The 25,382-nt window shown below is 47.3% G+C and carries 18 protein-coding genes; 3 read left to right on the forward strand and 15 right to left on the reverse strand.

The window, feature by feature from the left end; genetic code table 11:
* A partial coding sequence (locus ACESLK_RS03350) for a hypothetical protein (protein WP_372662228.1) occupies positions 1-235 on the forward strand: 235 nt, incomplete at its 5' end.
* A 58-nt stretch (positions 236-293) separates the two neighbouring features.
* On the opposite strand, the gene ACESLK_RS03355 is transcribed toward ACESLK_RS03350, so the two are convergent.
* From ACESLK_RS03355 to ACESLK_RS03380, 6 genes are all read right to left on the reverse strand, one after another.
* On the reverse strand, positions 294-1,913 hold the full coding sequence (locus tag ACESLK_RS03355; RefSeq protein WP_372662231.1) for a response regulator transcription factor: 1,620 nt from the start codon (positions 1,911-1,913) through the stop codon (positions 294-296).
* Between the two features lie 5 nt (positions 1,914-1,918).
* A complete protein-coding gene (locus tag ACESLK_RS03360) occupies positions 1,919-3,700 on the reverse strand; it encodes a cache domain-containing sensor histidine kinase (RefSeq protein ID WP_372662234.1) in 1,782 nt (593 codons plus the stop codon).
* Between the two features lie 4 nt (positions 3,701-3,704).
* Positions 3,705-4,856 (reverse strand): ABC transporter substrate-binding protein, encoded by a 1,152-nt coding sequence (locus ACESLK_RS03365; RefSeq protein WP_372662236.1) that lies wholly within the window; start codon positions 4,854-4,856, stop codon positions 3,705-3,707.
* Between the two features lie 306 nt (positions 4,857-5,162).
* Positions 5,163-6,242, reverse strand: a complete 1,080-nt coding sequence (locus ACESLK_RS03370; RefSeq protein WP_372662239.1) for a GerAB/ArcD/ProY family transporter — start codon at positions 6,240-6,242, stop codon at positions 5,163-5,165.
* Between the two features lie 15 nt (positions 6,243-6,257).
* Entirely contained in the window at positions 6,258-7,466 is a 1,209-nt protein-coding gene (locus ACESLK_RS03375; protein ID WP_372662242.1) for a Ger(x)C family spore germination protein, read from the reverse strand.
* A 3-nt stretch (positions 7,467-7,469) separates the two neighbouring features.
* Positions 7,470-9,062, reverse strand: coding sequence for a spore germination protein (locus ACESLK_RS03380; RefSeq protein ID WP_372662245.1), 1,593 nt, complete (start codon positions 9,060-9,062; stop codon positions 7,470-7,472).
* Between the two features lie 143 nt (positions 9,063-9,205).
* Between ACESLK_RS03380 and ACESLK_RS03385 the strand changes: the two genes are divergently transcribed.
* Positions 9,206-10,936, forward strand: coding sequence for a sensor histidine kinase (locus tag ACESLK_RS03385; protein WP_372662248.1), 1,731 nt, complete (start codon positions 9,206-9,208; stop codon positions 10,934-10,936).
* The gene (locus tag ACESLK_RS03390; protein ID WP_372662251.1) at positions 10,929-12,551 is read left to right on the forward strand and encodes a response regulator transcription factor; all 1,623 of its coding nucleotides are present in this window, start codon (positions 10,929-10,931) and stop codon (positions 12,549-12,551) included. The genes ACESLK_RS03385 and ACESLK_RS03390 overlap by 8 nt, the downstream gene beginning before the upstream one ends.
* 3 nt (positions 12,552-12,554) lie before the next feature.
* Here ACESLK_RS03390 and ACESLK_RS03395 read toward each other — a convergent pair whose 3' ends face one another.
* From ACESLK_RS03395 to ACESLK_RS03435, 9 genes are all read right to left on the reverse strand, one after another.
* Positions 12,555-15,713 carry an alpha-mannosidase gene (locus ACESLK_RS03395; RefSeq protein WP_372662253.1) on the reverse strand — a complete coding sequence of 1,053 codons (3,159 nt, stop codon included), beginning with the start codon at positions 15,711-15,713 and terminating at the stop codon, positions 12,555-12,557.
* 27 nt (positions 15,714-15,740) lie between these two features.
* The gene (locus ACESLK_RS03400) at positions 15,741-16,628 is read right to left on the reverse strand and encodes a carbohydrate ABC transporter permease (protein WP_372662256.1); all 888 of its coding nucleotides are present in this window, start codon (positions 16,626-16,628) and stop codon (positions 15,741-15,743) included.
* A 15-nt stretch (positions 16,629-16,643) separates the two neighbouring features.
* On the reverse strand, positions 16,644-17,576 hold the full coding sequence (locus ACESLK_RS03405; RefSeq protein WP_372662259.1) for an ABC transporter permease: 933 nt from the start codon (positions 17,574-17,576) through the stop codon (positions 16,644-16,646).
* 79 nt (positions 17,577-17,655) lie between these two features.
* Positions 17,656-19,437, reverse strand: coding sequence for an extracellular solute-binding protein (locus ACESLK_RS03410; RefSeq protein ID WP_372662262.1), 1,782 nt, complete (start codon positions 19,435-19,437; stop codon positions 17,656-17,658).
* Positions 19,438-19,707: 270 nt separating this feature from the next.
* Positions 19,708-21,270, reverse strand: a complete 1,563-nt coding sequence (locus tag ACESLK_RS03415; RefSeq protein WP_372662265.1) for a glycoside hydrolase family 76 protein — start codon at positions 21,268-21,270, stop codon at positions 19,708-19,710.
* 59 nt (positions 21,271-21,329) lie between these two features.
* Positions 21,330-22,376: a glycoside hydrolase family 76 protein gene (locus tag ACESLK_RS03420; RefSeq protein ID WP_372662268.1), complete on the reverse strand. Its 1,047-nt coding sequence runs from the start codon at positions 22,374-22,376 to the stop codon at positions 21,330-21,332.
* Positions 22,377-22,386: 10 nt separating this feature from the next.
* Positions 22,387-23,544, reverse strand: coding sequence for a glycoside hydrolase family 76 protein (locus ACESLK_RS03425; RefSeq protein WP_372662271.1), 1,158 nt, complete (start codon positions 23,542-23,544; stop codon positions 22,387-22,389).
* 4 nt (positions 23,545-23,548) lie between these two features.
* Positions 23,549-24,448, reverse strand: coding sequence for a carbohydrate ABC transporter permease (locus ACESLK_RS03430; RefSeq protein ID WP_372662722.1), 900 nt, complete (start codon positions 24,446-24,448; stop codon positions 23,549-23,551).
* 27 nt (positions 24,449-24,475) lie between these two features.
* Entirely contained in the window at positions 24,476-25,372 is an 897-nt protein-coding gene (locus ACESLK_RS03435; protein WP_372662724.1) for a carbohydrate ABC transporter permease, read from the reverse strand.
* Between the last annotated feature and the right edge of the window lie 10 nt (positions 25,373-25,382).

Here is a 25,382-nt window from a genome sequence, read left to right on the forward strand (position 1 = left end):
TATCATTGCTGCATTTTGCGACAATAATGGCACGCTTCTTGGCTTTGGCGGTATCATTGCTGCATTTTGCGACAATAATGGCACGCTTCTTGGCTTTGGCGGTATCATTGCTGCATTTTGCGACAATAATGGCACGCTTCTTGGCTTTGGCGGTATCATTGCTGCATTTTGCGACAATGGCAGGACACTTTTCGGTTCCGCGGTTAAAATGCTATCAACGACGAAATACCGTTAACTAATTATGCGCTCGCAGAAAAAAAAGCCCCAGAAACTAGGGCTTTAATCTCTCTTTCCTATTCGGTTTTTTTTTGCGTAAACTTCTCCCGATACTCCTTGGGACTCATTCCATAAAACTTCTTAAAAGCGGTACTGAAATAGCTAGAGCTTGAGTATCCAACTAGGGTAGTGATGTCTGTCAGCTTCAATTCGTCCTCCTTGAGGAGCTGCTCTGCTTTTGTCAGCCTAAGTCTCGTTAGGTAATCACTGAAGGTAATACCCGCATTTTGCTTAAACAGTCCGGACAAATAGGTCTCATTGATATGAAACATTTCAGCCAGGGAGGATAGCGTCAATTCGTAGGAATAATTATCCTCGACATACATGCGAATGGCTTCCGCCAATTGTTGCCCATTGGAAAACCGCGTTTTTCTGACTTCATTCATGACCAATTGCGCCATTTCATGAAGCTGTTCCAAAACTTGGTCCCGGGATTCATGATCCCTTACTGTCATTTGACAGTTCCAAAGGTATTTCTGCAAAGAATGATCTCCCAATTCGAACTTCTTGGCAATGGAATTAAACAAAAGGATGATCCGAAAGGTCAGGAAGGTAAACGCAAACATAGGAGTGTCGCGATCTGTCGTAAAAATATCCTGGACTTGCTTGGAAAAAGTCCGCATATCCAAGCTTTCGATAGCATTGATAAGCTTGCGTTCCACTTCAGGTGTAAAAGCATGCGTCAAGTCCAACGTTCGTCCGCCGCTGCCAGTATTTATTTTAATCGTACTTTGGCTCCAGGATAACATGCTTGATACATATCCATTCTTTAATTCCTTTAAGCCCTTAATTCTTTCGCCTATTCCTATCACGCAATCTAAGCGCAGATATTCCTTCAGATAATGCTTCAGTTCACGGACGAACCGTTCTGTATGCCCGCCCTTTATCTTTGTTTCATCTAACAAAATCAGAAAAAACATCATGGAAGGATGACCCGCGTCCTGGAAATAAAACATATCTCCCCATTTACCCGCTGTCTCCCGGCCCATCATTTGAAAAGCTAGATTGAGCAAATCTTTCCGGTCGCTCCACTGCTCCAGTCGCCCATGCGGCAATCTCATTTCGACGGTTACGAATTGCGCCTGTAAATCGTCCACGGTAAGAGCAGACATTTTCAATTGCTGCAGTCTTTCCTTTACCGCAGCCAGACTAAACCACTCGCTCTTCACTAGCTGTAGCAGCATTTGCCCTTGCAGAACCTCAAGCTGCTGGCTGCTCTTCATCAAATCCAATTTTCTGATTTGTTTGTTACACCTGTCCTCCTCTAACTCAACAGAAATCTTGGTCATCAAATCCGATAATTCGCTCCGAACGACTGGCTTTAACAAGTAATCCTTTACTCCTAACTGGATGGCTGATTTCATATATTCAAAATCGGAGTAACCGGACAATACGACGATACGAAGCTCCGGATACCGTTCTTTGCATACTTGTATGAAGGTAATCCCGTCCATTTGCGGCATACGAATATCCGATATCACGAGCTCCGGCAGCGGACTGTCACGAAGCAGCCGAAGTGCTTCTTCTCCGTTGGATGCTTCCATATTGACTTGAAATCCCGCAGCCTCCCAATTCATCTTGGCTTTAATACTATTTCGAACTCCCACTTCATCATCCACCAGCATCACTTTATACATGGAATTCAACTCCTAACTACAGGAAGCATGAGAGTAATGGTCGTCCCCGAGTCCAGCTTGGACTCCATTTGCAAATGAAATTGTTCACCATACATTAACCTGCAGCGTGACAGAACATTTCGCAGCCCAATACTATAGCCTTCACTGTCAAGGATACCGATGGAGTCGCTGGCCTGTACCCCTAACATAAGGTTGTCTACCAATTCGGCGGACATGCCGACCCCGTTATCTTCTACAGTCAGTAACAGTTGATTATCCTCAACTAATGTCCTTATAGAAACGGCGGCTTCCCCCTCCTTCTCTAAGCTGTATTTAACGGCGTTCTCAACCAAAGGCTGCAAAATAAACTTGGCAATAAACAGTTGATTAGCAGAGATATCCTCTTCAACTCTAACGTCAAGCTTGTCCCCGTACCGCAGCTTTAGAATAAACAAATAATCACGCATGTAGTCCAGCTCTTCCTTCACACGGACAACGTCACTATTCAAATTCAAGGAGTATCTCATCATCTTACCAAGCGACTCCGTTGCGTCCATGACCAAGTCTTCTCTTTTCATTGCCGCCAATCCGCTTATAATCTCTAAAGTATTATTATAGAAGTGCGGATTGATTTGCAACAACAATGCTTTATATTCCGCATTTTTGCGGCGCAGGTTTGTTTCAAACTCTGTTTCGATCAGGTACCTTAAACGGTCGGTCATTCTCTCGAAAATCCGTGTAACATAACCTACTTCGCTATGTCCGGTTCTCACTCCCGGCATGATTTGCACGGCTTGGCTAAATTCACCGCGCTCGACATGTTTCATGGCTCGTGCCATGGCACTTAAGGGTTTCGTTATTCCGAAAGACAGCCGCAGGGCGACAAGAATAATTATTATAAAAAGAAAGACGCTAACAAGAAGCAGCTTTTCACGTATGTTACTGATCTGTTGATAAAGCTCGGCCTTTGGCACTTCACCTATGATGATCCAGTCTTGGGCAGGCAGCTTACGAAAGAACAGTAAATAAGTAACATGGTTCTGTTCAATTGGGAATATCCCGCTAGTTTGCTTCTGGTCATTCGCATTCAACTGAGATAAGCCTGCACTAATAACATCCATGCTCTCCGAAAGATCCTGATTTAGAACACTCGTACCCTCGTTATTAAGTAAAAAGACTTTGCCTGTTTCACCAAAATGGATTTTCTCTATCGATCCCTTTAACACTTCAGTAGGATAGTTAATTTTGACAAACCCAACTTCCCTGAGTGACTGAAGGTGAACTAACGGCAAGAGAAAGCTGTTTACGTACCTTGAGGTCATAATCTGATCCGCTTGATCATTATCCTTGTGAGCATTCGTCCATCGCCTATTCTTCTGCTTGAAATGGGAATACCAATCGCTGATTGCATAGCTATTATCCTGTCTCCATAGCCCGCCCAACCCGTCTGTAAAGGCACTAATCGTAATCCCATTAGAATTATTAACGGCATAAGACGAATAAAATTCCCGCAGCCTCTGTTTGGTTAATACTCGTTCCTCTATGGTAGTCTCAGGGTTCAACTGAACGGCAGTCCAATCTTGGCTAGTCCGATTACTCATCACTTGCGTACCGATATCCTCTACTTGTCTTAATAAAGTGTTGATATGAGATGCAAATTGGTCTATGGTTTGCGTCGTGGACGTCTCGATCGATTTTTGTATGAGCTTTCCAGACTCATTACTTAAAATATAGATTACCGCTGTTAAAGGAACGATTAGCAGTATGGAGAATACCAACATAAGTCGGCTTCTTAAGGAATAGAACATGAAGTCACCTCACCCGTGCATATTCCCGATTGACTGTCTGAATAGCCTCTTCAATAGATCTATCCAAGTCCTCCTTGCCGATCGTCACTTTCTCAAACAATTTGTTTATCGCTTCCGCCATTTGAGGGAAAATCGGCGTAATGGGTCGAGGTCTTCCGAACTTCTGGTTTTGTACGACAAATATATTATTGGGATACTCGTTAAGCTCCGGAAACTTCTTAGCTGCTGAATAACGAGCTGGGATGTCTTTCGTGATCGAGCAATAGATAACCTGACCCTCATGACTAGTAACCCAGTTCACGAACCTCCACGCTTCTTCGGAGTACTTGCTCTTTGAAGAAATGCCTAAAGCCCAGCTTCCGTTTGCTACCGCTTGTTTCACTTGCTTAGGCAAAGGAGCAATGTCGTAATCCTCTCCCAATTTGAAATCAGGAAATCTCTCGTTTAAATAGGAAAGCGACCACGAGCCTTCGATCGTGATCCCCAAATTTCCATTCGGGAAAGGATCCACCGGATATTCAAAAGTGGAAACCTTATGTTTATTGTAGAGATCGGAATAAAAGCGAAGCGCTCTCTTTGTTTCCGGGGAATCTAAGTAGCCTTTGGCCGTCGTACCATCTGAACTCATGACTTCACCCCCGAATTGCCAAATAATCGGATACTTAAAGTAGGCAGTTGCACCAGAGGTCTGAAATCCTTGTGCGGGGTCGATGCCATAAATCCCTTTTTCAGGATCATTCAGTTTTTTGGCAGCTTCCAATACTTGATCCCATGTCCAAGGCTCATCTGGATTTTTAGATGGGAATGGAATCCCCTTCTCTTCGAACATTTTCTTATTATAGAACATCGCAATGGACGATTCATTCAAAGGTGCCATATATATTTCATTCTTGTAAGAATAGGTAGCTAAAGTTGTTTTCGGGATATCGTCCAGGTCACCGTCAGCTTTGAAATAAGAGGTTAAGGGCATTAAAGCACCAGCGTGAGCGAAGGAAGCTAATGAAGGGGCATCCAGCGCCATAATATCAGGAAAATTCCCTGAAGCGATGGAGGTTCTTAGCTTAGTGTCATAATCTGCATAAGGAATGGGTGACATCTCAATCAATAGATCGGGGTTGTTCTCCATAAACGTGGATACAAGCTTCTCATAAGCCATGTTTTCAGATGCGTTTCCTGAGTTTCTCCAGAATGTCAGAGTAGTCTTATCACTACTAGAATCAGGGTGCTTTGTGGCTGTATTTATTTGTGCTAAATCAGCATTTTTGTTTCCGTTTCCAGAACAAGAGGTTAAAAAAAGGATTATTAGCAAAATACCGAGACTCACCCAGCTTGACTGTTTCATAAAGAAGGTCTCCTCTATAACCAGCAATTGTTACTGGGTATTATACCATCGATCTCGTATTTTATTTTTTGTTTTTCTCTGAAATTCACTTTTAAAATGTTCTGGTATTGGGCTGTGAAGTCATTTATCACGCCCTCTAATCAACATAACGATAAAAAGAATAAACGGTATAACTCCAATAAAAATCAAATTGACCTTGAATTGATCCGCGACGATTTTTCCAAATTCCAAATGTGACTGCCAGCTTCGCGGGAGAAAGGAAGCGGCATACATAATGGCTCCAACCGGAAGGACAAACCTTCTATAATCGGTATTAAACAACTGAGACAGCCCAAGTACGGCGGCTAAATACCATAATGTCGCTTTAATAAATATTCCCGCATAAAAAAGCAAGATAACTAATGCGTCAAACCGCTCGAATACTTCGGCGATCTGAATCAGCTGTACGGATTGTAATAAAGGTACAGTACTAATGCCAGCTAATTGCGGACCCAGAACGATCAGATTCATTATGTTCGAGGTAATGATAACTACGCCGGATACAAAAAAAGATCGAATCGATGTTTTACCCAACCCTTTCTTCTCTTTTAAATAACTCCAGAACATGAGAAAAATCACCATTTGGCCAAAGGGAAACCAAACGGCGGTCAGACTCTCCTTAAATACAGGTTGTATTCCATTCTCCAAAATCGGAAGAAGGTTATCCCAATACACTACCCCTGAAATTAATTGCATAATTAGCAAAATAAAATAAAATCCCAGCACGCCTGCTAATATAAATTCGGCAAATCGAAAGAAGACTTCTATTCCTTTATAAATCGCGTAGATCGATAAAGTTAACATAACCAGCATAATGAGGGAAATGGGACCACGTGGAAGAATGGTCAAGAGGGTGAGATCTCCAAAGTCACGCAAATTTCGCATGGCTTCGTAAGTAAACCACAGGGCATAGACCAATATGACGAACTTCCCCACAAATGAACCGAAATAGTGATTCAATAGCTGACTCAAGTTTTTTTCCGGTTCCTTGCGTTGGATCGCCAAAAAGAGAAAAAGCAGCAATAATCCTAGCAGCATGCCAGCGATGGCAACTAACCAGGCATCTCGACCGACTTTAATTCCTATTTCAAATAAAGGTGTGCTGCCAATTTGAAATAAGATAATCATTGCAGCTAACTGATATTTGCTGATCCGTTCCATACGAAGCCTCTTTTCTCATTTCTGTTTCCCGGATATCTTGGAGAAGGAGTCATCGATCATTCCGGTTTGCCGGATTTTTACCTCAACATTAACGTCCAATTTTATCTTAGCGAACTCATTATCCCAGTTCTTGCTCAACTTTTTCCAGGCTTGCGGATAAGACTTGTGGAATTTTTCTCCAAAGCCCAGCGTATCTGCTTTCATCTTTTTAACGGCTTGAAAGGAGTCTTCCACATTGTTTCTTATTTGCTTCTGTATATGTTTCTCCAGTTTTCTTAAGGTTTTAGACTTTTTCAAGTCTAGATTACATGTCGTTTCAATCAAGTTTCCTTCGGCTTCAATTTCTACGGACATGAACAAATTGCCGTCCGAGATGTTTGGTATTAATTTTGTGTGAGATTCTTCAACCAAAAAGGAGGATTGTTGTCCATGGCGGCTCTCCCCTTCACAGGAAAAGACTATGGTTGTTCTTTTTAAGCGATTTGTTATCCAAGGGATGCCGCGGCTTTCTTTCCTGTTTAACCAACCTACGAATTTATCCTGCTTAAATACTCCGAATCTATCCAATTTCAATACGGCCGGGCTGCGAGTTTCTTGGAGTGCATCTAACGATTTTTGTTCTTCTGGCTCACCCATAACTTTGATTTCCAGCAAAGCGGCGCTAACGGAAGGAGTTGTAATCGCGAATATAAATTCATGTAATTTGGATGGGGCTAATTCGGATTGTCGGTTTCCCTTTCCGCTTAATAAATTGGAAATCGTGTTTCCGGGAATGTTCTCAAGTGGCGTAAGAACTTCCAAAACTCTTTTTGCGTCTCCATCCGAAATCAGAACATTTGTATTTTCTCTTGATTCGTAACTTCTCAAGTTAGCGTCCAATATTTGGTCAACTCCATATTTAGCAACCCGTTTGCTGATAATAATGACTTGTGTATGGGAAAAGAAGAGGTGACGAGGGGCTTCTAGCTCACTCTTCTGTATCGCCTCCAATAGGGTCTTTCCTTTCGATGAAAAGACGGTAACCGGCGATTGGGAGCCGCCGCCGGATTTACCTTGGGATAACTTCGGAATGATGATTTGAAAGGTTAGTTCCCATTGATTGCTTTCGTCCAAATCATAGGCTATTGCACTAATTATCCCCAACCTGTTTAATTCAATTTTGTTCGAACAACCACTTCCAAGAAATATGATAATGGTCAACAGCAGGACTATCCATCGCCTCATTTCTTACTTCTCCTTTTCCTTATTAGAAGGTTTAGGATGTAAATTTACATTTTGGCGCACATAATTATTTTTAGCGAGAAAACGCGGTCTGGTAATCATCATCCACCATGGCGCCCTTACAATGGAATCTTTCAAGTTGCTTGGTACAAAAGGCGCCATTGGCGTTAAGTAGGGAACGCCGAAAGAACGAAGAGACAACATATGGAGCAATAGGAAGAAGAGCCCCGACATTATTCCGAATAATCCTAAGGCGGCGGCAAGACCCATCAGGATAAAACGAATCAAGCGGGCAGCAATCGAGATATTAAATGCCGGAACGACAAAGCTGGAGATCGCCGTAAAAGCTACCACGATCACCATGGCTGCTGACACTAGACCCGCTTCAACTGCAGCCTGTCCCAGAACAAGAGCTCCAACGATGGATATTGCGGAACCGATGGCTCTAGGCATTCGAACTCCCGCTTCCCTTAATACCTCAAATGTGATTTCCATCAAGAGTGCTTCAAGGAATGCCGGGAAAGGAATCCCTTCCCTTTGTGCAGCAAGACTGACCAAGAGAGTTGTCGGTATCATTTCTTGATGAAAAGTCGTGATTGCAATATATAAGGAAGGCAGAACCATTGAGATGGCAAATGCAAAGAATCTCAACAAACGTAAAAACGTAGATATATCGAACCTTTGATAATAGTCTTCGCTGGCTACGAAGAACTTGAGGAAGGTGATTGGCAGAATCAGAACAAATGGTGTTCCATCCACCAGGACAGCGACCTGCCCTTCCAAGATAGAGGCCGCAACCGTATCGGGACGTTCCGTATTTAAGATTGTGGGAAACGGAGTGAAGGTTTGGTCTTGAATAAACTCTTCCAAATAGCCGCTTTCCAGAATGCCGTCTATTTCAATGCGATCGAGTCTTTGAAGTACTTCGTCAACGACTGAATCATTGGCAGTCCCTTTAAGGTACATCACACAAACATCGGTTTGGGTTACGAGTCCGATTTTCCGGTCGATTTTCCATAGCTTAGGACTTTTTATTCTGCGCCGTATTAATGCTATATTGGTGCTCATATCCTCGGTAAAACTATCTTTGGGACCCCGCACGACAGATTGGGACGATGGCTCCTCTACGCTTCTTTGCTTCCATTTGGACGAACTTGCAGAAATGCCCTGTTCCCAACCTTCAGCGAGAATAATCGTATCTCCGTTGAACAAAGCCGACATAAATTCGTCCATTTTACTTATCGTATTTGTGCGGCTAACGGTTATAATCTTGTCTTTGATGTCTGTAAAGAAGTCGGATAAAGCTCTTTGTTGAGGTCTGTTTACATCGGCGTCGAACAAGATCGGTTTCATAATGTTATCGTTTATAACATCAGAGTTGGTAAGTCCTATAATATAAAAAATAGCCATTGGCAAACCATAAGCCCCTTGAAACGTACGAATGGCTATATCCGAGCTGTTTCCCGTTAATGCTTGGACTTTATTTATATTTTGTTGAAGGTTGCCAGATAGCGAATCGGCCTGTTCGGTCTTTGCTTGGGCGTCTTGCTGCGGTGCTTTATTTAATTTCCGAATAAATAGCTGCAGAAGTTTGTTCACCTTACCATCCCATCCACCCAGCTATAATGTAATATCGCTCGTGAGTTGTATTGCTATTATTTTGGGCAAAAGACAATAAGCTTAATCAACACGTTATTGTATAATCGAAAAGAGGACATCTTTCAACAAGGAGATGTATATCTATGAAATGGATATGGGATTCCAGCATTGCGAGAAGCATCCTTGGAGGCTTTTTGGCGTTCATGATACCGGTTCTCGTATTCAGCGTTTTCATGAACAGTAAAAGCATCGAAACCGCCCGAACCGAGATTACCGGTTCATATCAGAATTCGATCTCACTGTTGACAAGGCAATTGGACGACCGCGTCAGCGTCATGTCGACGGTCGTTGATTATATGATCACGGATACGAATATTCTATACTTGAATTATAAAGAAGAAGTGGATGCCAACCAGCTGTTCGCGTATGCCGCGCTGGTAGATAACTTGAAATTTTATGCCAATACCAGCCTTCTCAAAGGGGAAATCCGGGTTTACCTTCCTAACAAAGGAAAGAGCTTCTCATCCGTAACCGGCTACAGCGACATTAACCAAGCGGATCACCTTGAGGCGCTCGACCTGAATGCCAAACAGACCGGACATTGGCGGCTGGACGAACGCAGTCTGATCTTCGTGCGTAACCCGTTATTGAAGCGTGAAAGCAAGGGTATCGTGGCGATGGCGCGCATCGACAAAAGCGAAGTGGTCCAGTTTCTGAACAATTTGAACGTTGCCAATCCTGCAGGCACTTTATTCCTGGTGGATGCGGAAGGGCAATGGTTATTTTCGGAAGCCAGCCCCCATGTCGACAAGGTGACCTTGCTCCAAAAGCTGAGGGAGCTGGGCAGCGACGCCGACCAGTTCGTCTTTGGCGACGGCGGCCGCGATTACCGGGTCATTTACGGCAAATCCCCTTCGTCGGGACTGATCGTTGGCATGTATTTCTCCGAACAATATGCGATGCGAACCATCACCGGGAAAATCCAGCTCATGACCGTTTTCGCGGTCGTGGCGATTATGCTGGCTATGCTGTTTACCTGGATTGTATACAGCCGACTGCTTCGGCCTTTCTACATTCTGGTAGAAAGCATGCGCAAGGTGGGAAAAGGCGAATTCGGCACCCGCATCGGCTTGATTCCCGAGAAAGATTTTGGCTTCGTTTTCCGACATTTCAATAAGATGGCCGGAGACACCGAGAAGCTGATCAACGAAGTGTACTTGGAAAGGCTGACAAATCAAAATACGCAGCTTCAACTGCTCCAATCCCGGATCAACCCCCATTTTCTTTACAATTGCCTCAATTTCATCTATCAGATGTCCATGGGGGAAAATCATGAAGGCGCTGCCAAAATGGCGTCGCATCTAGGCCAATATTTTCGTTTTATGGCCAAGGGCAATCGCGAGATGATTTCTCTTGGGGAGGAATGCGACAATGTCGCTTCGCTTCTTGAAATCCAAAACATGAGGTTCAGCGGACGCATCGTCTACCGGATAGACATTCCGGACGAACTGAGAGACAAGCGGGTACCCAGCTTGATCGTTCAACCGCTAGTAGAGAACGCCATCCTTCACGGGTTAAAGCCGGATCAGGAGCGCCTGTTCATCCGGATTTCCGCTTCGACAGATGAAGGAATTTTTATGATCGTGGTGGAAGACGATGGACGCGGCATCCCTTTGAACCGCCTGGAAGAAATACGCCGCAACCTTCAGGTGTTCGACGCGGGCGGAACTGGAATCGGCTTGAATAACACATATTGGCGTTTGAGATTGAAGTATGGGGATCATGCAGATCTAAAGCTGGAAAACATCGTGCCCAGAGGCTTGCGGGTGACGCTCGTACTCGAACGGCACCTAAAGGAGAATACCGATGTATAACCTGTTGTTAGTGGACGACGAAGCGGCCGTGGTTAAAGGCCTCGCTTACGATATCGATTGGAGCGATTTGAATATTTCCGGCGTCCACAAAGCCTACAGCGTCGAGCAAGCTTTGCAGCTGATGGAATGGACTCGCATAGACATCGTCGTAACCGACATTTCCATGCCGGAGGCTGACGGCATTAGATTGGCCGCAAATATTCAGCAGCGATGGCCGGATGCCGTCGTCATTTTTTTATCCGGTTATGACGATTTCCAATACGCCCAAAAAGCGATCGAGCTCGGCGTCTTCCATTATGCCACCAAGCCGGTTGATTACACTGAATTTAAGGAAACCGTCCGCAATGCCGTCCAGAAGCTGGAGAAGGATTTGATCCGCGACAACGCTCTCCGATCGGCCAGGGAAAGCCTCGAACAATTGCGCCCGCTGCTGCAGGAACGCATCTTGAGCGCATGGGTCGTCAAAGGAACGGAAAACCCGCTTTCGCATGCCGATAAATTCTCAGCTGCCGGACTGGGCTTCATTCCGGGCGACATATTCGTACTTGTCGTCCTGCGGGTGGAGGAGACCGGAACTGGAACAAGGGAAGAATCCGGTGTTCTGGAGCTGGTTTTAAAAGAACTAGCGACGGAATGGCTGCTTCGGGGCAAGGAAGGCTGCTTTTTTCCGAACGATCAAGGACAGTTGGTAATGCTGTGCTGGGAGCAAAATCATGAAGAGTGTACCAAATCCATGCGATATATGGCCGAGGTAGCGGAACCTTTCAAGGAATCGGTGAAACGGACGTTGGATTGTGTCATTTCCGTCTTCTTCGGAGAAATCACGAAGGCGGAAGGAGTAAATGCGGCATACCGCAAATTGGATGCAACGATTCGCAGAACGGTTGCCGACCCGTCGGGCGTCATCATGCTCGCAGGACAGCCGGGGGCCGCTGGCGTCGGTGTACCACATGTACGGCTGGAGTCGTTGTACGAAGTGCCCGAACTTTCCCTGCTGCTGGACCGGTTAGACTTAACCCAAGCCTTGGAGCGGATCGACCGAATTTTCGCAGAAGTTAAACGGAAACACCCCGTCGAGATGACGACGCTGCTCGAAATTTATCATTCCTTTTCCGGCGTCGCCATTCAGGCGTCTCTTCGCCATGGTCTAACGTTATCCCAATGGGCCGGCGACAACGAACGAATGCTGTATCCGTTTATGGCGGCAGGCAAAGTATCCGACCTGAAGAAATGGTGCCGGGCGGTCGTTCAATCCTTCATCGATCATCTGCACAGCGTGGAGAGAAAGCAGTTCAACCGCCTTGTCGATCAGGCGAAACAGCTTGTGGACGAGCAATACGCACGCGACATCTCCGTGGCCGAAATCGCCTCGTACCTGTATGTGCATCCGAATTATTTGACCCGCCTCTTCAAATCCGAAACCGGCCATTCTCTCATGGATTACATCACCAAGCGGAGAATCGAAAATGCGAAAGGGCTGCTTGCGCAGCCCGGTTATAAGGTATATGAAGTTGCCGAGCGAGTCGGGTATGAAAGCATTGCCCACTTCAACCGGATGTTCAAGCGGGAGACCGGGATGAGTCCGAAAGACTACCAACGCAAAATCTCGCAGTAGCAATCAGCCTTCTTGCTTGATCATTTTTATAAGAATGGTTTTGATCTCATAGGGCATGAAAGATAGGTTTAGACCAGAGTCAGTCGCTTCTAGGGGCACATCAGGTTGCTCAAGCAGATTGGCCGTAGAAACGGACATTGGATCGAGGAAGTCGGCGCTAATCATCGCCTGTTCCCGGCCGCCTTCGGACTCGTAAAGGCGCATAACCACGTTTTGTCCGTCTTCCGCCATTTTCAGTGTCTCCAGTATAACTTGATCTCCCATGACTTGAACAAATGACCCGGTTGAAGGCAACGTTCCCCTGCTTGCCTCCGAGAGCACCGGCTGAAGGGGACAGTTCAATTCAATACCTTGGCGAACGGTTTTGGCATCACGCCAATCTCCCCGATGCGGGTATAAGGAATAAGTAAACTCATGGTCCCCTATGTCCGCGGTCGGATCTGGATTTTTGGGAGCTCGCAGGAGAGTCAGCCTTATGTGGTTCCCCTTTATGTCATATCCGTACTTACAGTCATTAAGCAAGCTTACCCCGTAATGAGCCTCCGACAAATCCGCCCAACGAAATGCGCAAACCTCGAATTGGGCTTGCTCCCAACTTGTATTCGAGTGGTTCGGTCGCTCCACCGATCCGAACGGGATCTCATAGGCGGCATGTGAGGACAAAACGTCTACAGGAAATGCCACCTTCAGCACCTTGTGCTCCTCCTGCCAAGACACTTTCGTTACGAAATCAACCCGCCGCGAATCATGATAAAAGATGATATCTTGTATAATATGAGATTTGCCGATGTTCCAACGAAACCGGAGTATATCCCTTGTTTTACCGCGATGCGCCATTTTCGCCGCCAGCAGTTCGATATCGCCTGCTGGCTGTAATCCGAACCGGTCATCTAAATCCCAAGCGTCTGAAGACAAGGGAAGATCGTGAAACAGCTGGAAATCATTCGCTTTCTGACCCGGAACGACGAGCTCCCTATCGTTCTGTTTATCAAACCAACTCGTAATTCGGCCTTCTCCGTCGAACTCCAATCGGTAAAACCGGGTTTCCCATTTACCGTATGTCCAAGGAAATTTCTGTGACAACGAATGCTCCATTTCTTGACCGATGCCTTCCTCATTACGAAGCCAGACGGTTTTATAGCCAAGCGACGGGACATTCGGAACATGCACATGAAATTCATATTTTCCCCCTCTGTCCAGGGCCTGAACCACATCCGATCGAAGCTTATTCCCTTCGGCGTCGAAACAAGCCATTCCGAGCAACTCGGCTCCACCTTCTATTGTGATGTTATCGGTTCTTTCCCAGGACAAGCTGTTGAAAATTACATAAGGAACGCCTTCTCCTTCTTTAAGAATGCTGGCCGCAAGATCGGAAAGGGCGGAAAAGAATAACTTCTCGCCATTATTGAATATAAACTCATAATCTGTTTGCGAATCGGTGTAAACGTCAGGAATGGAGCTTCCCGGAATAATATCATGAAATTGATTAAGCAGGATTTTTTTCCACCCCGCCTCGAACTCTCTGTACGGATAGGGTTTACTCTGCAGAACTGTGCGAAGTGTGTTCCAAATCTCCGCTTGCCGGTACAGAACTTCGGATTTCCGATTCCACTTTTTGTTTCTGGCGTGCGTGGTATAGGTCCCGCGGTGTTTTTCCAGATACATTTCACCGACCCAAACGGGGAGATTCGATTTGGTTTTCTTGCTGATTCCGTCAAAAAAACCATGAGCGGTGCCGAACTGGATTTTCGGGAGTCCGGGCAATACAGAGGAGCAGCGGATCTGCTCGACCATCTCCCGAGTGACACCTCCGCCTCCGTCCCCATATCCGTAGAGCAGCATTTGTTCGGGATGAGCCGTCTTTTGCTTGTAAAACTTCCAATGTTCTTTAATCGTATGAGGATCGGGTTCTTCATTCAGCCCGTGGTTGATATAAGTTAACACGGTGGTACCATCGATGCCTTTCCAATGGAACAGATCGTATGGGAACAGGTTGGTTTCGCTCCAATACATTTTTGTAGTCATGAAATATTCGATACCCGCCTTAATAAGGATCTGAGGGAGTGATGCGCAGTATCCGAATGTATCCGGAAGCCACTCGATACGCGGGTGTATACCGAATTCCTCCTTCAAAAATTTCGAACCGTACAATAACTGGCGAACCAAGGATTCTCCAGACGGAATGTTGAGGTCGGGTTCGATCCACATCCCGCCGACCACTTCCCATCGCCCCTCAGCGATCTTCTGCTTGATCCGTTCATAAAGCTTCGGGTCGTGTTGTTTCACATATTCATATAATTGCGGTTGACTCTGCGTGAAATGATATTGCGGATATTCGTCCAACATCGCGCAGGCAGTCGAGAACGTACGGCTGCTCTTGCGCACCGTCTCTTTCAAAGGCCAAAGCCATGCGACGTCGATATGCGACTGCCCGATCATATGGATCATTCCGGTTCCGGGGCCAGTCGTATTCTCTTCAAGCTCAATTCGCAGTTCCCTTTCCAATTGCGCGATGCGATGCATATTCCGATAATCCACCGATATAAAGCCGTTCATTTCATCCATCCGACGATATAGGGCCGAGAGGATCATGGACCTGTTTAAATCTTCTTCCGGAAGAAGGGCGGCCGTATCAGCGTAAACCTTCACCGTATGAATAAGGGTTTGGACGGGTTCATTGATCAGAGCCAGTTTGCTTTGCTGCAAAATCAGATCCCCCGGTGCATAATCGTTCGGCGGAATTTCTTCGTTAAGCCAATCGCGGGGAAGGGCTTTCGGATTATACAGTTCGATTTCCAGCGAGCAAGAACCAGCCGATATCGCCTCTACCGGCAGCGGAATCAGGCTGCGATTGCGATCCAAGCCGTGATACGACTTGCCGTTGATACGCAGAAGCCCCTCTCCCCCGGCTTTAAATAATAATTTGACCGGCTTTTGCGACCATTCGGGATCAATGAAAATTTCTTTTTTTAACACTATCGTTTCGCCGGAAGCTGCAAGACGATCTCCCTCCGACACGGTAGAAGAATTCAATCTTTCCAGAGGTTCATATTGCCCCGGTCCGCGATAAAAATACTTTTCCGCTTTCCATTCCCGGATATCAACGGTATCCAGAAGTAATTGATCATTCAATTGACGGAGCCATCTGATAATCCTTTTCATTTTCGGATGTCCTCTCTATATGTCTGTTTATTCCTTGACCGATCCGATAGTCAGACCCGCAACGAAATAACGTTGAAGGAAAGGATAAACGATCAGGACGGGAATTATGGTCACCATAATTTGCGCCGCCCGGAGCGAACGATTGGATATGCTGGCGATCGTCTTCGCTTCTTCCGGACTGAGCTTGGTAAAGTCGATTCCTACGTATAATTGCGAGTATAGATAGGTTTGCAGCGGCCAATTTTTGCTTTCTGACATAAGAAACAAACCGGTAAAATAATCGTTCCAATGATAAACTATTGAAAATAGCGAGAGCGTCGCCACCGCCGGCAGCGACAGCGGGAGAAAAACTCGCAGCAGAATGGTCCAATGACCCGCTCCGTCGATCCTCGCCGCTTCAGACAAGGCAGACGGCAAACCGCGAAAAAAGTTCATCATGATGATCACGTTAAAGGCGGGAACCGCATATGGCAAAATCAAAGCCCAAAAGTTGTTGACCAAATTCAGCTCGTTCACGACGATGAATAACGGGATCAATCCACCGTTGAATAGAATGGTGAACACGAAATACCAGACGAAGAAGGTTCTCCCTTTCAGCTGTTTAGCCTCCAGCGAGAGCGGATAAGCGGACAGCACAATGAGGATCATGCTGACCACGACGCCGACTCCCACCCTCTCCAAGGAGATCCAGAGCGAATGAAGAAATGCCTCGTTGTTCATGATTAGCTCATAGGCGTTCACATTAAAGCCCATCGGCCAGAACGTAACCAGGTTCGCAGCTGTCGACGCTTTATCGCTGAAGGATATAGCAAGCAGGTTCGCGAACGGAAGGAGGCAAAGAAGCGCAGCTGACAGCAAAACGATTCCGATCATAAGTCGGAACGCTTTGGTAGCTGTTGTTTTCGATTGAATCATCACTAGAAAACCCCCTCAGAAAATCCTTCTGGATGCGTATTTGGTGGAAATTCGGTTGGCCATGACGATGAGAACAAGACCGACCACGGATTTGAAAAACCCAACCGCCGTCGCGAATGATAATTGTACGTTTACGATCCCGGTGCGGTAAGCGAAGGTATCAAGAATATCGCCCGTCTCGTATACGAGCGGATTGTAAAGTACGAGGAGTTGATCTTGTCCACCGTTCGCTGATAGGATCTGGCCCAGGTTTAAGGTCGTAAGCAAGATCAAAGTCGGTACAATACCCGGAAGCGTCACATGAAGCATTTGCTTAAACTTTCCTCCCCCGTCCACGACACATGCTTCATACAAATCCGGGTTGATGCCCGCGATTGCCGCGATATAAAGAACGGCTCCGAATCCGAAGTTTTTCCACACATCGGTCGCCACGACGACCGACCGGAACCAATCGTTGCTGCCGAGGAAAAAGATGCTTTGCATACCGAACGATTGCAGCAACCGGTTCAGGATGCCGTCATGCGACAAAATATCGATGAACAGACCGCCGACGACGACCCAAGAAAGAAAGTTGGGCAGATAAGTCACCGTTTGCACTGTTTTTTTGAACCACTTGCCAACCAGCTCGTTCAGAAGAAGCGCGAAAACGAGGGACGCCGCCGTGCCAAACGCAATTTTGAAAAGCGCGATGATGACCGTATTCACAAGCACCTGCGAGAAATCCGGCGAGCTGAAGAGGTATTCGAACCATTTAAACCCGACGAAAGGTGATCCAAAAAAACCTTTCCTGGGCTGAAAATCCGTAAATGCGATGATCAGGCCAAACATGGGCGCATAACTGAACAATAGCAGCATTAGCATTCCAGGCAATAACATGAGATAAAGGGACGATTTCCCGAACCAGGCTGCGGGAGCTTTACTAGGGACGCTGTATCCCGGAATTTTCATGCGGATCCTCCATCTGTTAAAGAATTACCGGAAACAAACGGCCGCGGCGGGAGTTCCCCGTAGCGGCCGCTTAAGACCGTCATTTCGATCTCTGATACCAGTCGTTTACTTCTTGGGTGATTTGATCGCCGCCAGCTTTCTTCCACTCAGCGACAAATTTATCAAAGTCATCTAGAGGCGCGTTGCTGTAGATGATTTTGGCGAACGTTTCGTTCTCGAGCTTGAGCAAATACGGGTTTTTCTCCACCATCGTCGGTGTCGGCGCCCCCATGTAGCCGTCGATCACCAGGTTGGAGCGAATTTTTTCGGCCAGCTGCATTTCGGAGGCTAGGGCACTAATCGTTTTGTTATTGTTCAAATCGTTAAACGACTGCTGCTGCTCGATGGTCAGGCCGTCCTTGCTGCCTTTCTCGCTCGCTTTTCCGACCGCGAGCATGTCGCCGAAACCTTGGTCAACATTACCGAAAAACTGAAAACCTGGGAAATATTTCGGGTGTATGCTCGTACTGAAATATTTGGGTCCCGGCTTAACAACATCGAATTCCTGAAGTTCCTGCGGTGCGTCCGGATTTTTGGCGATCAAGGCGTTCGGGCCTTCAACAGGATATTTGAATTCATACCCATATTCCTGTTTCATGCGGTCACGAAGCGCCGTATCGTTTCTGAGCCAAGAATCCATCGCTTCGTTCAATTGGTAAATCAACGATTCCGGATGCTCGCTATCGACAGAAACTGCCATCGCGAAGTTGAACGGATTGCCCGTCACCAGCTTGACCTTGCCGTCCGGTCCCTCCAGGCTCGTCGCTGCGAAAGTGGCTTCCGGCGCATTCTTGACGGCGTCCGGAAACGGCCAGTATACATACCACCAGTCGCCGGTCATCGACAGAACCTTGCCGGCAGTTACCGTCTCAACGGCTTTGCTGAAATCTTTCACGACAAACTCTTTGTCGAGCCAACCGTTTTCGTACCATTTGCGCAGCGTTTCTAACCCTTTCTTCGTTTCGGGCTGGACGCTTCCGTAAGCCAGCTTGCCGTCGGCTGTCTCGATCCATCGACCAGGATAGGAGCCGAAAGGCTGCATCGCCGGAGACATTTGGTTCACACCGCTGGGCACCAGATCCTTGTGCAGGAACACACCGACTCCGTCCGGTACTTTCGATTTATACGCAGCCAGCACATCTTCAAACTGCTCCAGCGTCTGCGGCACCTGTTTGCCGAGCGAATCGAGGATGTCATTGCGGATAAATGTGTTGTAATAGGTTCTCCCCCAAATTTCCGCGTCGACCGGAATCGCATAATACTTCCCGTCAATCGTATACGGCGAGAAAAATTTGCCGCCGGTAGCATCCATAGCCGCCTTTAGTCGATCTTTAAGCAGCGGAGAGCCATACTTATCGATCAGGTCGTTCAGCGGAGCAAGTAAGCCTTGGCTGGCGAATGCCCCAAGCTGGGGCGTCTCGCCAAAGATGGCGTCCGGCAAATCTCCGCTGGCGCTAGCGATGTTCAGCTTAGCTTTACCGTCTTCGTTGGTCGGCGAAACGAACTTCGCTTTCCACTCAATTCCCAGTTCTTCCTTCGCCCACCATGTGAACGCGTTGTTCTCGACCGACTCACCCTCCCTCCACTTTGCGTCAGGACCTACGGCAGTGTGAAAGGTGAGCTGGATAGGCGGGTCGAATTTGTGGAATTCAAATCCTTTTTTCACTTCCGGTGTCGGCGAGGCTTGGTCTGTGCTCGAAGCCGGCGGCGATTGAGACTCGTTCGTTTTCTCGTTCGATTTCTCGTTGCCCTTCGAGCACGCCGCCATGGCGACTGACAGAACCAGAATAACGGACATCAGAATCACTAACCTTTTCTTCAACTTAAATCCCCCTCGTGTAAAATGTATAAATCGAAACAACTAGGTAATTATGTCAGAAAAAAGCGCTTCAAACGCCTTTATGAAAGGGCTTTCTTTTTCCTGTTCTCATTATAAGATGCACTGGATTTGATGTACCAGATGCGTTTTCTGACATTTCTTATCGTTTTCCAACCTGTTGTGAAGCTTCGACGAAAATGATTAAAAAACAAAAAGTGGTTGAGCAGGAAAAACACCCTGCGCAACCACTTTATTAATTTGAATTCACAAAGTTTATAAACCGCTAAGCAAATCTACATTGAGGAAATTCGAATTCCCCTTCGAGCTGTCATAGCCTAATTGGATGGTATTGGATCCGGCACCCAGCGGCACGGAAATTGATACGGTGTTCCAGGATCCCCAGTTGGAGGTTGAGGTGAAGAGCAGATTGTTAGACATAAACACGCCATTCACCTTCACATAACGCGATGCGTTCCCGGCGCCTGCGGCATAACGGAACGTAATGGTTTTGCTGCCTGCGGAATTCTGGTTGACGTAGAAATCAATGGAGGTCCCACTCGTATTCCATCCCGCTACGTATCCTCTGCCGGTAAAACCCGAAGACGTGCTTTCGTTAATCATGCCGCTTCTGCTGACCAATGTTCTTCTTGCATTTTCAGCCTCGTAGGCTCCATTGCCGGCAATATAACCCGTATAGTTGTCAGCCGGAACAAGCTGCAGAATGGAAGCGCCTGCCGCGGCCGCCAGACTCTGCACGTAACCCGAGCCCGTTGGACGAAGCCAATCGCTGCCGATAATATTGTCGCTCGAGCGACGATGATTCCATGCTTGTGTCGCATTCTGCTGAAGAAAGCCTAAATATTGCGATTGGCCTCCCTGTACTCTCAACCGGTTTAAGTTTCTGGCGTATATCATCTTGAAGCCGGCTGCATCGTTTTCTCCTTCATACATCAGGCTTTGAGCCGACACCATTTTATCAATGACATACTGCGCGGCATTGTTGGCGTCCGTGAGATAGCCACTGTTCCCTGTCGCCTGGTAAAGGGATGTTGCCGCCCCAAGAAACGTCCCATAGTTGTAGGTGAAATCCCAATCCTTCACGATTCCGTTGCCTGTACCTTCGATATGATCATTGACTTTACTCGGCGTCACCAGCTTCAATTTCGTCCAGTTATATATTTGCGTTGCTTTAGTTAGGAAGGCGTTGTCATTGTAGGCGTTGCGAAGCTTGATCGCCGTCATTACCATTGGCGCGTTGGTAGCCATATTTTTCTGAGCATTCGTCGAGACAGCCGGATCATGGGCATCGCTTCTCCACCAAATGCCTCCCCCGTAATAGCTGTCATCCCATTCAGCATAAATCTCGTTGAACAGGAATGATCCGCGGTTCAAATACTCCACCGTTCCCGTCAGCTCGTAAGCACGCAGACATGCCAATGCCCACCAGCCCAAATCGTCATTGAACACATTTGCCATCATATCTGGATATTTGGCGTTAAATCCAGTATAAATGTCGTCAATCATCGTGCGATAAGTTTGGCTGTTCGTACGTTCATAGGCGTCCATGACCGTTTCCCAGAGCTGTGCTTCCCACCAGAAATCGGTATACAATCCTCCGTCAGGACCGTACGCATGTTCAATATGAATCTGGTGATCGCTGTTGACAAAGAAGTATTTGGCGGAAGAATCATAGAACACATTCACCAATGCAGTCATAGCTGTATCGGCGTTGGAAGTCGTGAACGCTTCAGCCTTTCGATCCATGCCTGGCATAAAAGGTGAGACAGTGAGCAAACAAGCCAGTGCCAACATCAATTGCCTTTTCCACGCTTTCATCAACATATCCCCTCACCTATAACGGTCCATGATTCTATCGCCGAATCGATCAAGGCTTATCACTCCAGCAATGCTGCCGCTTCGATCAGAATGACTCCGCTGAGCTGAGTGCTGAGCTCCACTTGTCCATTGGGCGGTACGTTCCACGCTTCTCCGAAGAGAGCTCTCTCTTCACTGCGTCCGGTTTCCCACAAACTCTTTGCATTGGAGAAAAGCACTTCCCTTATAGCGCCGCTATCTTCGATCGCACGAGCGAGCATACCGGCATAACGGGCAAGAATACCTTTGAACAATCCACCGTCTCCAGTTCCTTCGGGAGGAAACAGCCCCTTTCCGGACTCGGTCAGCTCTTCCACTGCCGCGTTCCATGTTCGTTCAGCATCCGCCAGATAAACCTGTTCCTCGGTCACGCGGTGAAGCTCTATGGCAGCCCCGATAAACACGCCTTGGCAATACGTATACTTCCAGTCCTTGTCGATCATCCCGTCCTGGAGACGATTGACCCCATCCCAAACAAAGCCGGATAAAGGATCAACAAGGGTACGTTTCTGCCAATCGTAGATGGTCTTAGCCCATTCCAAGTCTTCGTGATTGCCGAACGCCGTGTACAGACGTACTGCCAATATGACGGCAGGAGCATTAGCAGGGGTATTCTTATAATCAAGCTGCGTCTTCTGCCAGGCGATCCCCCCGCCCATATGATCGTTCCAGCCCGTCTTGATATCCTCCCAAAGCACATGGACCGTTTTCTTGTAGACCTCATCACCCGTCACATGGTAAGCACGCAGCCATGCAATCGCCATCCATTCCATGTCATCGTACAGATTGTTAGGCCAGACGCCTCCGTTGCGAGCGAGCAGACTTTGATGGATCCTGCGAAGCCTTGCCGTGTAGAAGGAGTCTCCCGTTCTATCCAAGCCATCGACCAGTGCTTCTACGGCGTGGGCCATCCACCAATAATGAAAGATCGTATTGCAGCTGCCGTCAGGACATGGTGTCTGAATGTCGTACATATCGATCGAAGGATTCCAGAACTTCTCGTCCAGCGTTCGCTGCGCCTCTTCGGCTCTACGCTTCCAAGTCCCCGCTTGAATACGGTTTGTCATTTTCTCACCTTCATTTATCATCTAGACCTGGCACGTCATTGTGTTCTAATCTCGCCAGCTGCTCCAGCAGCATGACGGCACTAAGCTGTGTGCTCATTTGTACAACCTCATCCGGCGTTTGGGCCCAAGAATTGCTGAACAAAGCCTTCTGCTCGCCTTTCCCGTATTCCCATAGGCTGTTGCCGTTCGTGACCAATAATTTCGTAAGCATGCGATGCTCCTTCGGGTTTTCTAAGATCAGTTCGCCGAGATAACGAACCAGAATTCCCTTGAACAATCCGCCGTCGTCCCCACCTTCGGATGGAAGCATTCCTGTCGCCGGACTTACTAGCTTTTCTCTCACATACTCGGCAGTTCTGACGGCATCTTGCCGGTAAGCCTTCTCTCCTGTTGCTCCGTAAAGCTCAAGACCCGCTCCAATATAAACGCCTTGACCGTAAGTAAAAATCCAATCCGTATCGATTCGTCCGTCTCCTTGGCGGTTGATTCCGTCCCATACCAAACCGATACGCGGATCGACCAGCTTATCTTTCTGCCAATCATATAGCTTCTGCGCCCATTCCAAATCTGCTTTATCGCCGAAATTCCGATACAGCCTGGCAGCCAGAATGACGGCAGGAGCGTTGGCAGGCGTGTTTTTGTAGTCCGGCTGCTCCTTGCGCCAAGCGATGCCGCCGCCCATAGATTCATTCCATCCTGTTTGGATATCTTCCCATAATATTAGCGCGGCAGCCTTGTAACGCTCTTCTCCCGTAGCTTCGAATGCCCTTAACCACGCAAGCGCCATCCATTCCATATCATCGTAATAATCATTCGGGAAGACACCGGCATTACGATCCAGAATCCCTTGATACATGGCGGCAATACGGTCCTTGAAGATCGATTCTCCCGTTCGCTCATATCCGTCGATAAGAGTGTCGAGAGCGTGGGCTTGCCACCAATAATGAAATGGACTCGTGCAGAGCTGCAGCAGACAGGGAGAAGCATTGTTAAACAGACCGCGCCTCTCGTCCCAGAATGAGGTTTGGAGTTCGGCTTGAGCCGCAGCTGCGCGTTCCGTCCAGACCGTGTTTTCTGACGAGGCATACTGCCTTAAATAGACAACGACTAGGATGGAAAAAAAGCCAGCAATCACAACTCCACCAAGCAAAATCCTGCTTCGCCTCATTTCTTTATCCCTTCACGCCGCTGAACGCAATGCCCTGGACGAAGTATTTTTGCAGAAATAAGAACATGATCAAGATCGGTAATACAGCTACCAACGCACCTGCCATCATCGGGCCATAATCGGTCTGATAGTTGTATGAGAACGCCTGAAGTCCCATCTGGATCGTATGCTTGGCCGGGTCATTCAGCACGATCATCGGCCACAGAAACGAGTTCCAGCCCGCCTGAAACGTGAAGATGCCGAGTGTCGCAAGCGCAGGCTTGGTCAATGGCCAATAGATACGCCAGAAAATCTTAAACTCACCCGCCCCCTCGATTCTCGCCATCTCCATCATGTCGCTTGGCAAGGTGAGGAAAAACTGACGCATGAAGAATACGGCGAATGAACCCGAAGCCCCCGGAATAATGACTCCCCAGAATGTATTCAGAAGACCATTGCCGCCGTCGCCGAGAATATCGTTTCCTCCTAACAAAGGCAAATGCTTTAGCACGAAGAAGGTTGGAATTAACGTGACGACACCCGGGATCATCATGGCCGCCAGCAATACTGTAAACAAAGGTTTGTTCAGCTTGAACTTCAGCTTGGCAAAGGCATAACCGCTAACCGATCCGAAAAACAGGTTTGCAATAACGCCGGCAGATGCGAGGAAAAAAGAGTTCCAATAATACAAGCCGAACGGCACTGTGGTAAAAGCAGTCTTATAATGTTCAAAAGTAAGCCGGTTGGGAAGCCATCGGATCGGGATGGTGAATATATCCTCATTCGGCTTCAATGAGGTCAACAGACTCCAGTAAAATGGGAGAAGCATCACGATCGCCAGCGCCGCCGCCAAAACGTAGAAGAAGATGGTCCTGAAGCGCAGCCTTGCCGCATTGCTGACCCTAATTCGGGTCAAGGAAGTCATTCCTCTGGTTGACATGTCATCACCTTCTTACAGAATGGGTTCATCCGCTTTCGAAATTCTCATGTTAACCGCGGAGAAAATAAGGATTGCTGCCGCTAAAATAAAGGCTTGAGCCGAGGCATATCCCATTTGGAGTTGATTGAATCCTTGTTGATATATGAGATAGACGGGTGTTTTGGTCGCGTTGGCCGGACCTCCTTGAGTCAGCACGAACGCCTGGTCGAACAATTGAAATGCCGAAATAATCGCAAGCGTACTGACTAGAAAGGTGGTTGGCTTAAGCTGTGGCCAGGTGATATACCGGAAGCAATCCAGCCTTGTCGCTCCATCCAGCCTTGCGGATTCGTATAAGTAATCCGGAACCCCCTGCAAACCTGCGAGATAGATAATCATGTTGGCTCCGATCGACTGCCATAGCGTAACGAGAATGATGGACAACATCGCCGTCTTCGTATGCGCAAGCCAAGCAGGCCCCGTAATTCCGAAATAGGAGAGAAATCCGTTTACAAGCCCGAACTCCGGATGCAGGAGCCATAGCCATACCGTTGCCGCAGCAACCGCCGAAGTCAGCGTTGGCATATAGGCGAATGTCCGGAACAGCTTCACGCCGGGCTTCATCCGATTCAGAAGTACCGCTGTCAACAAAGAAAACCCGATATTCAATGGAACAAAAACGATGGAGTAGAAAAATACGTTTCTGAAGGTTTGCCATAAAAGCGAGTCGCGAAAGACACGTTCATAATTGCGAAAGCCGACCCCATCCATCCGGCTAACAACGTCGTAATTCGTAAAGCTCAAATATAAGGCCATGAATACGGGAACGATCGTGAACACGGCGAACAGCAGCATTGTTGGTGTAATAAATAGATAAGCCATCCTGGCTTGGTGTTTTCCCAGCTTTCCGGATTTACGCAAGGAAACCATCTCCCCTTTC

Origin of the sequence: Cohnella sp., from assembly GCF_041640265.1 — a bacterium.
Classification (GTDB): Bacteria; Bacillota; Bacilli; order Paenibacillales; family Paenibacillaceae; genus Cohnella.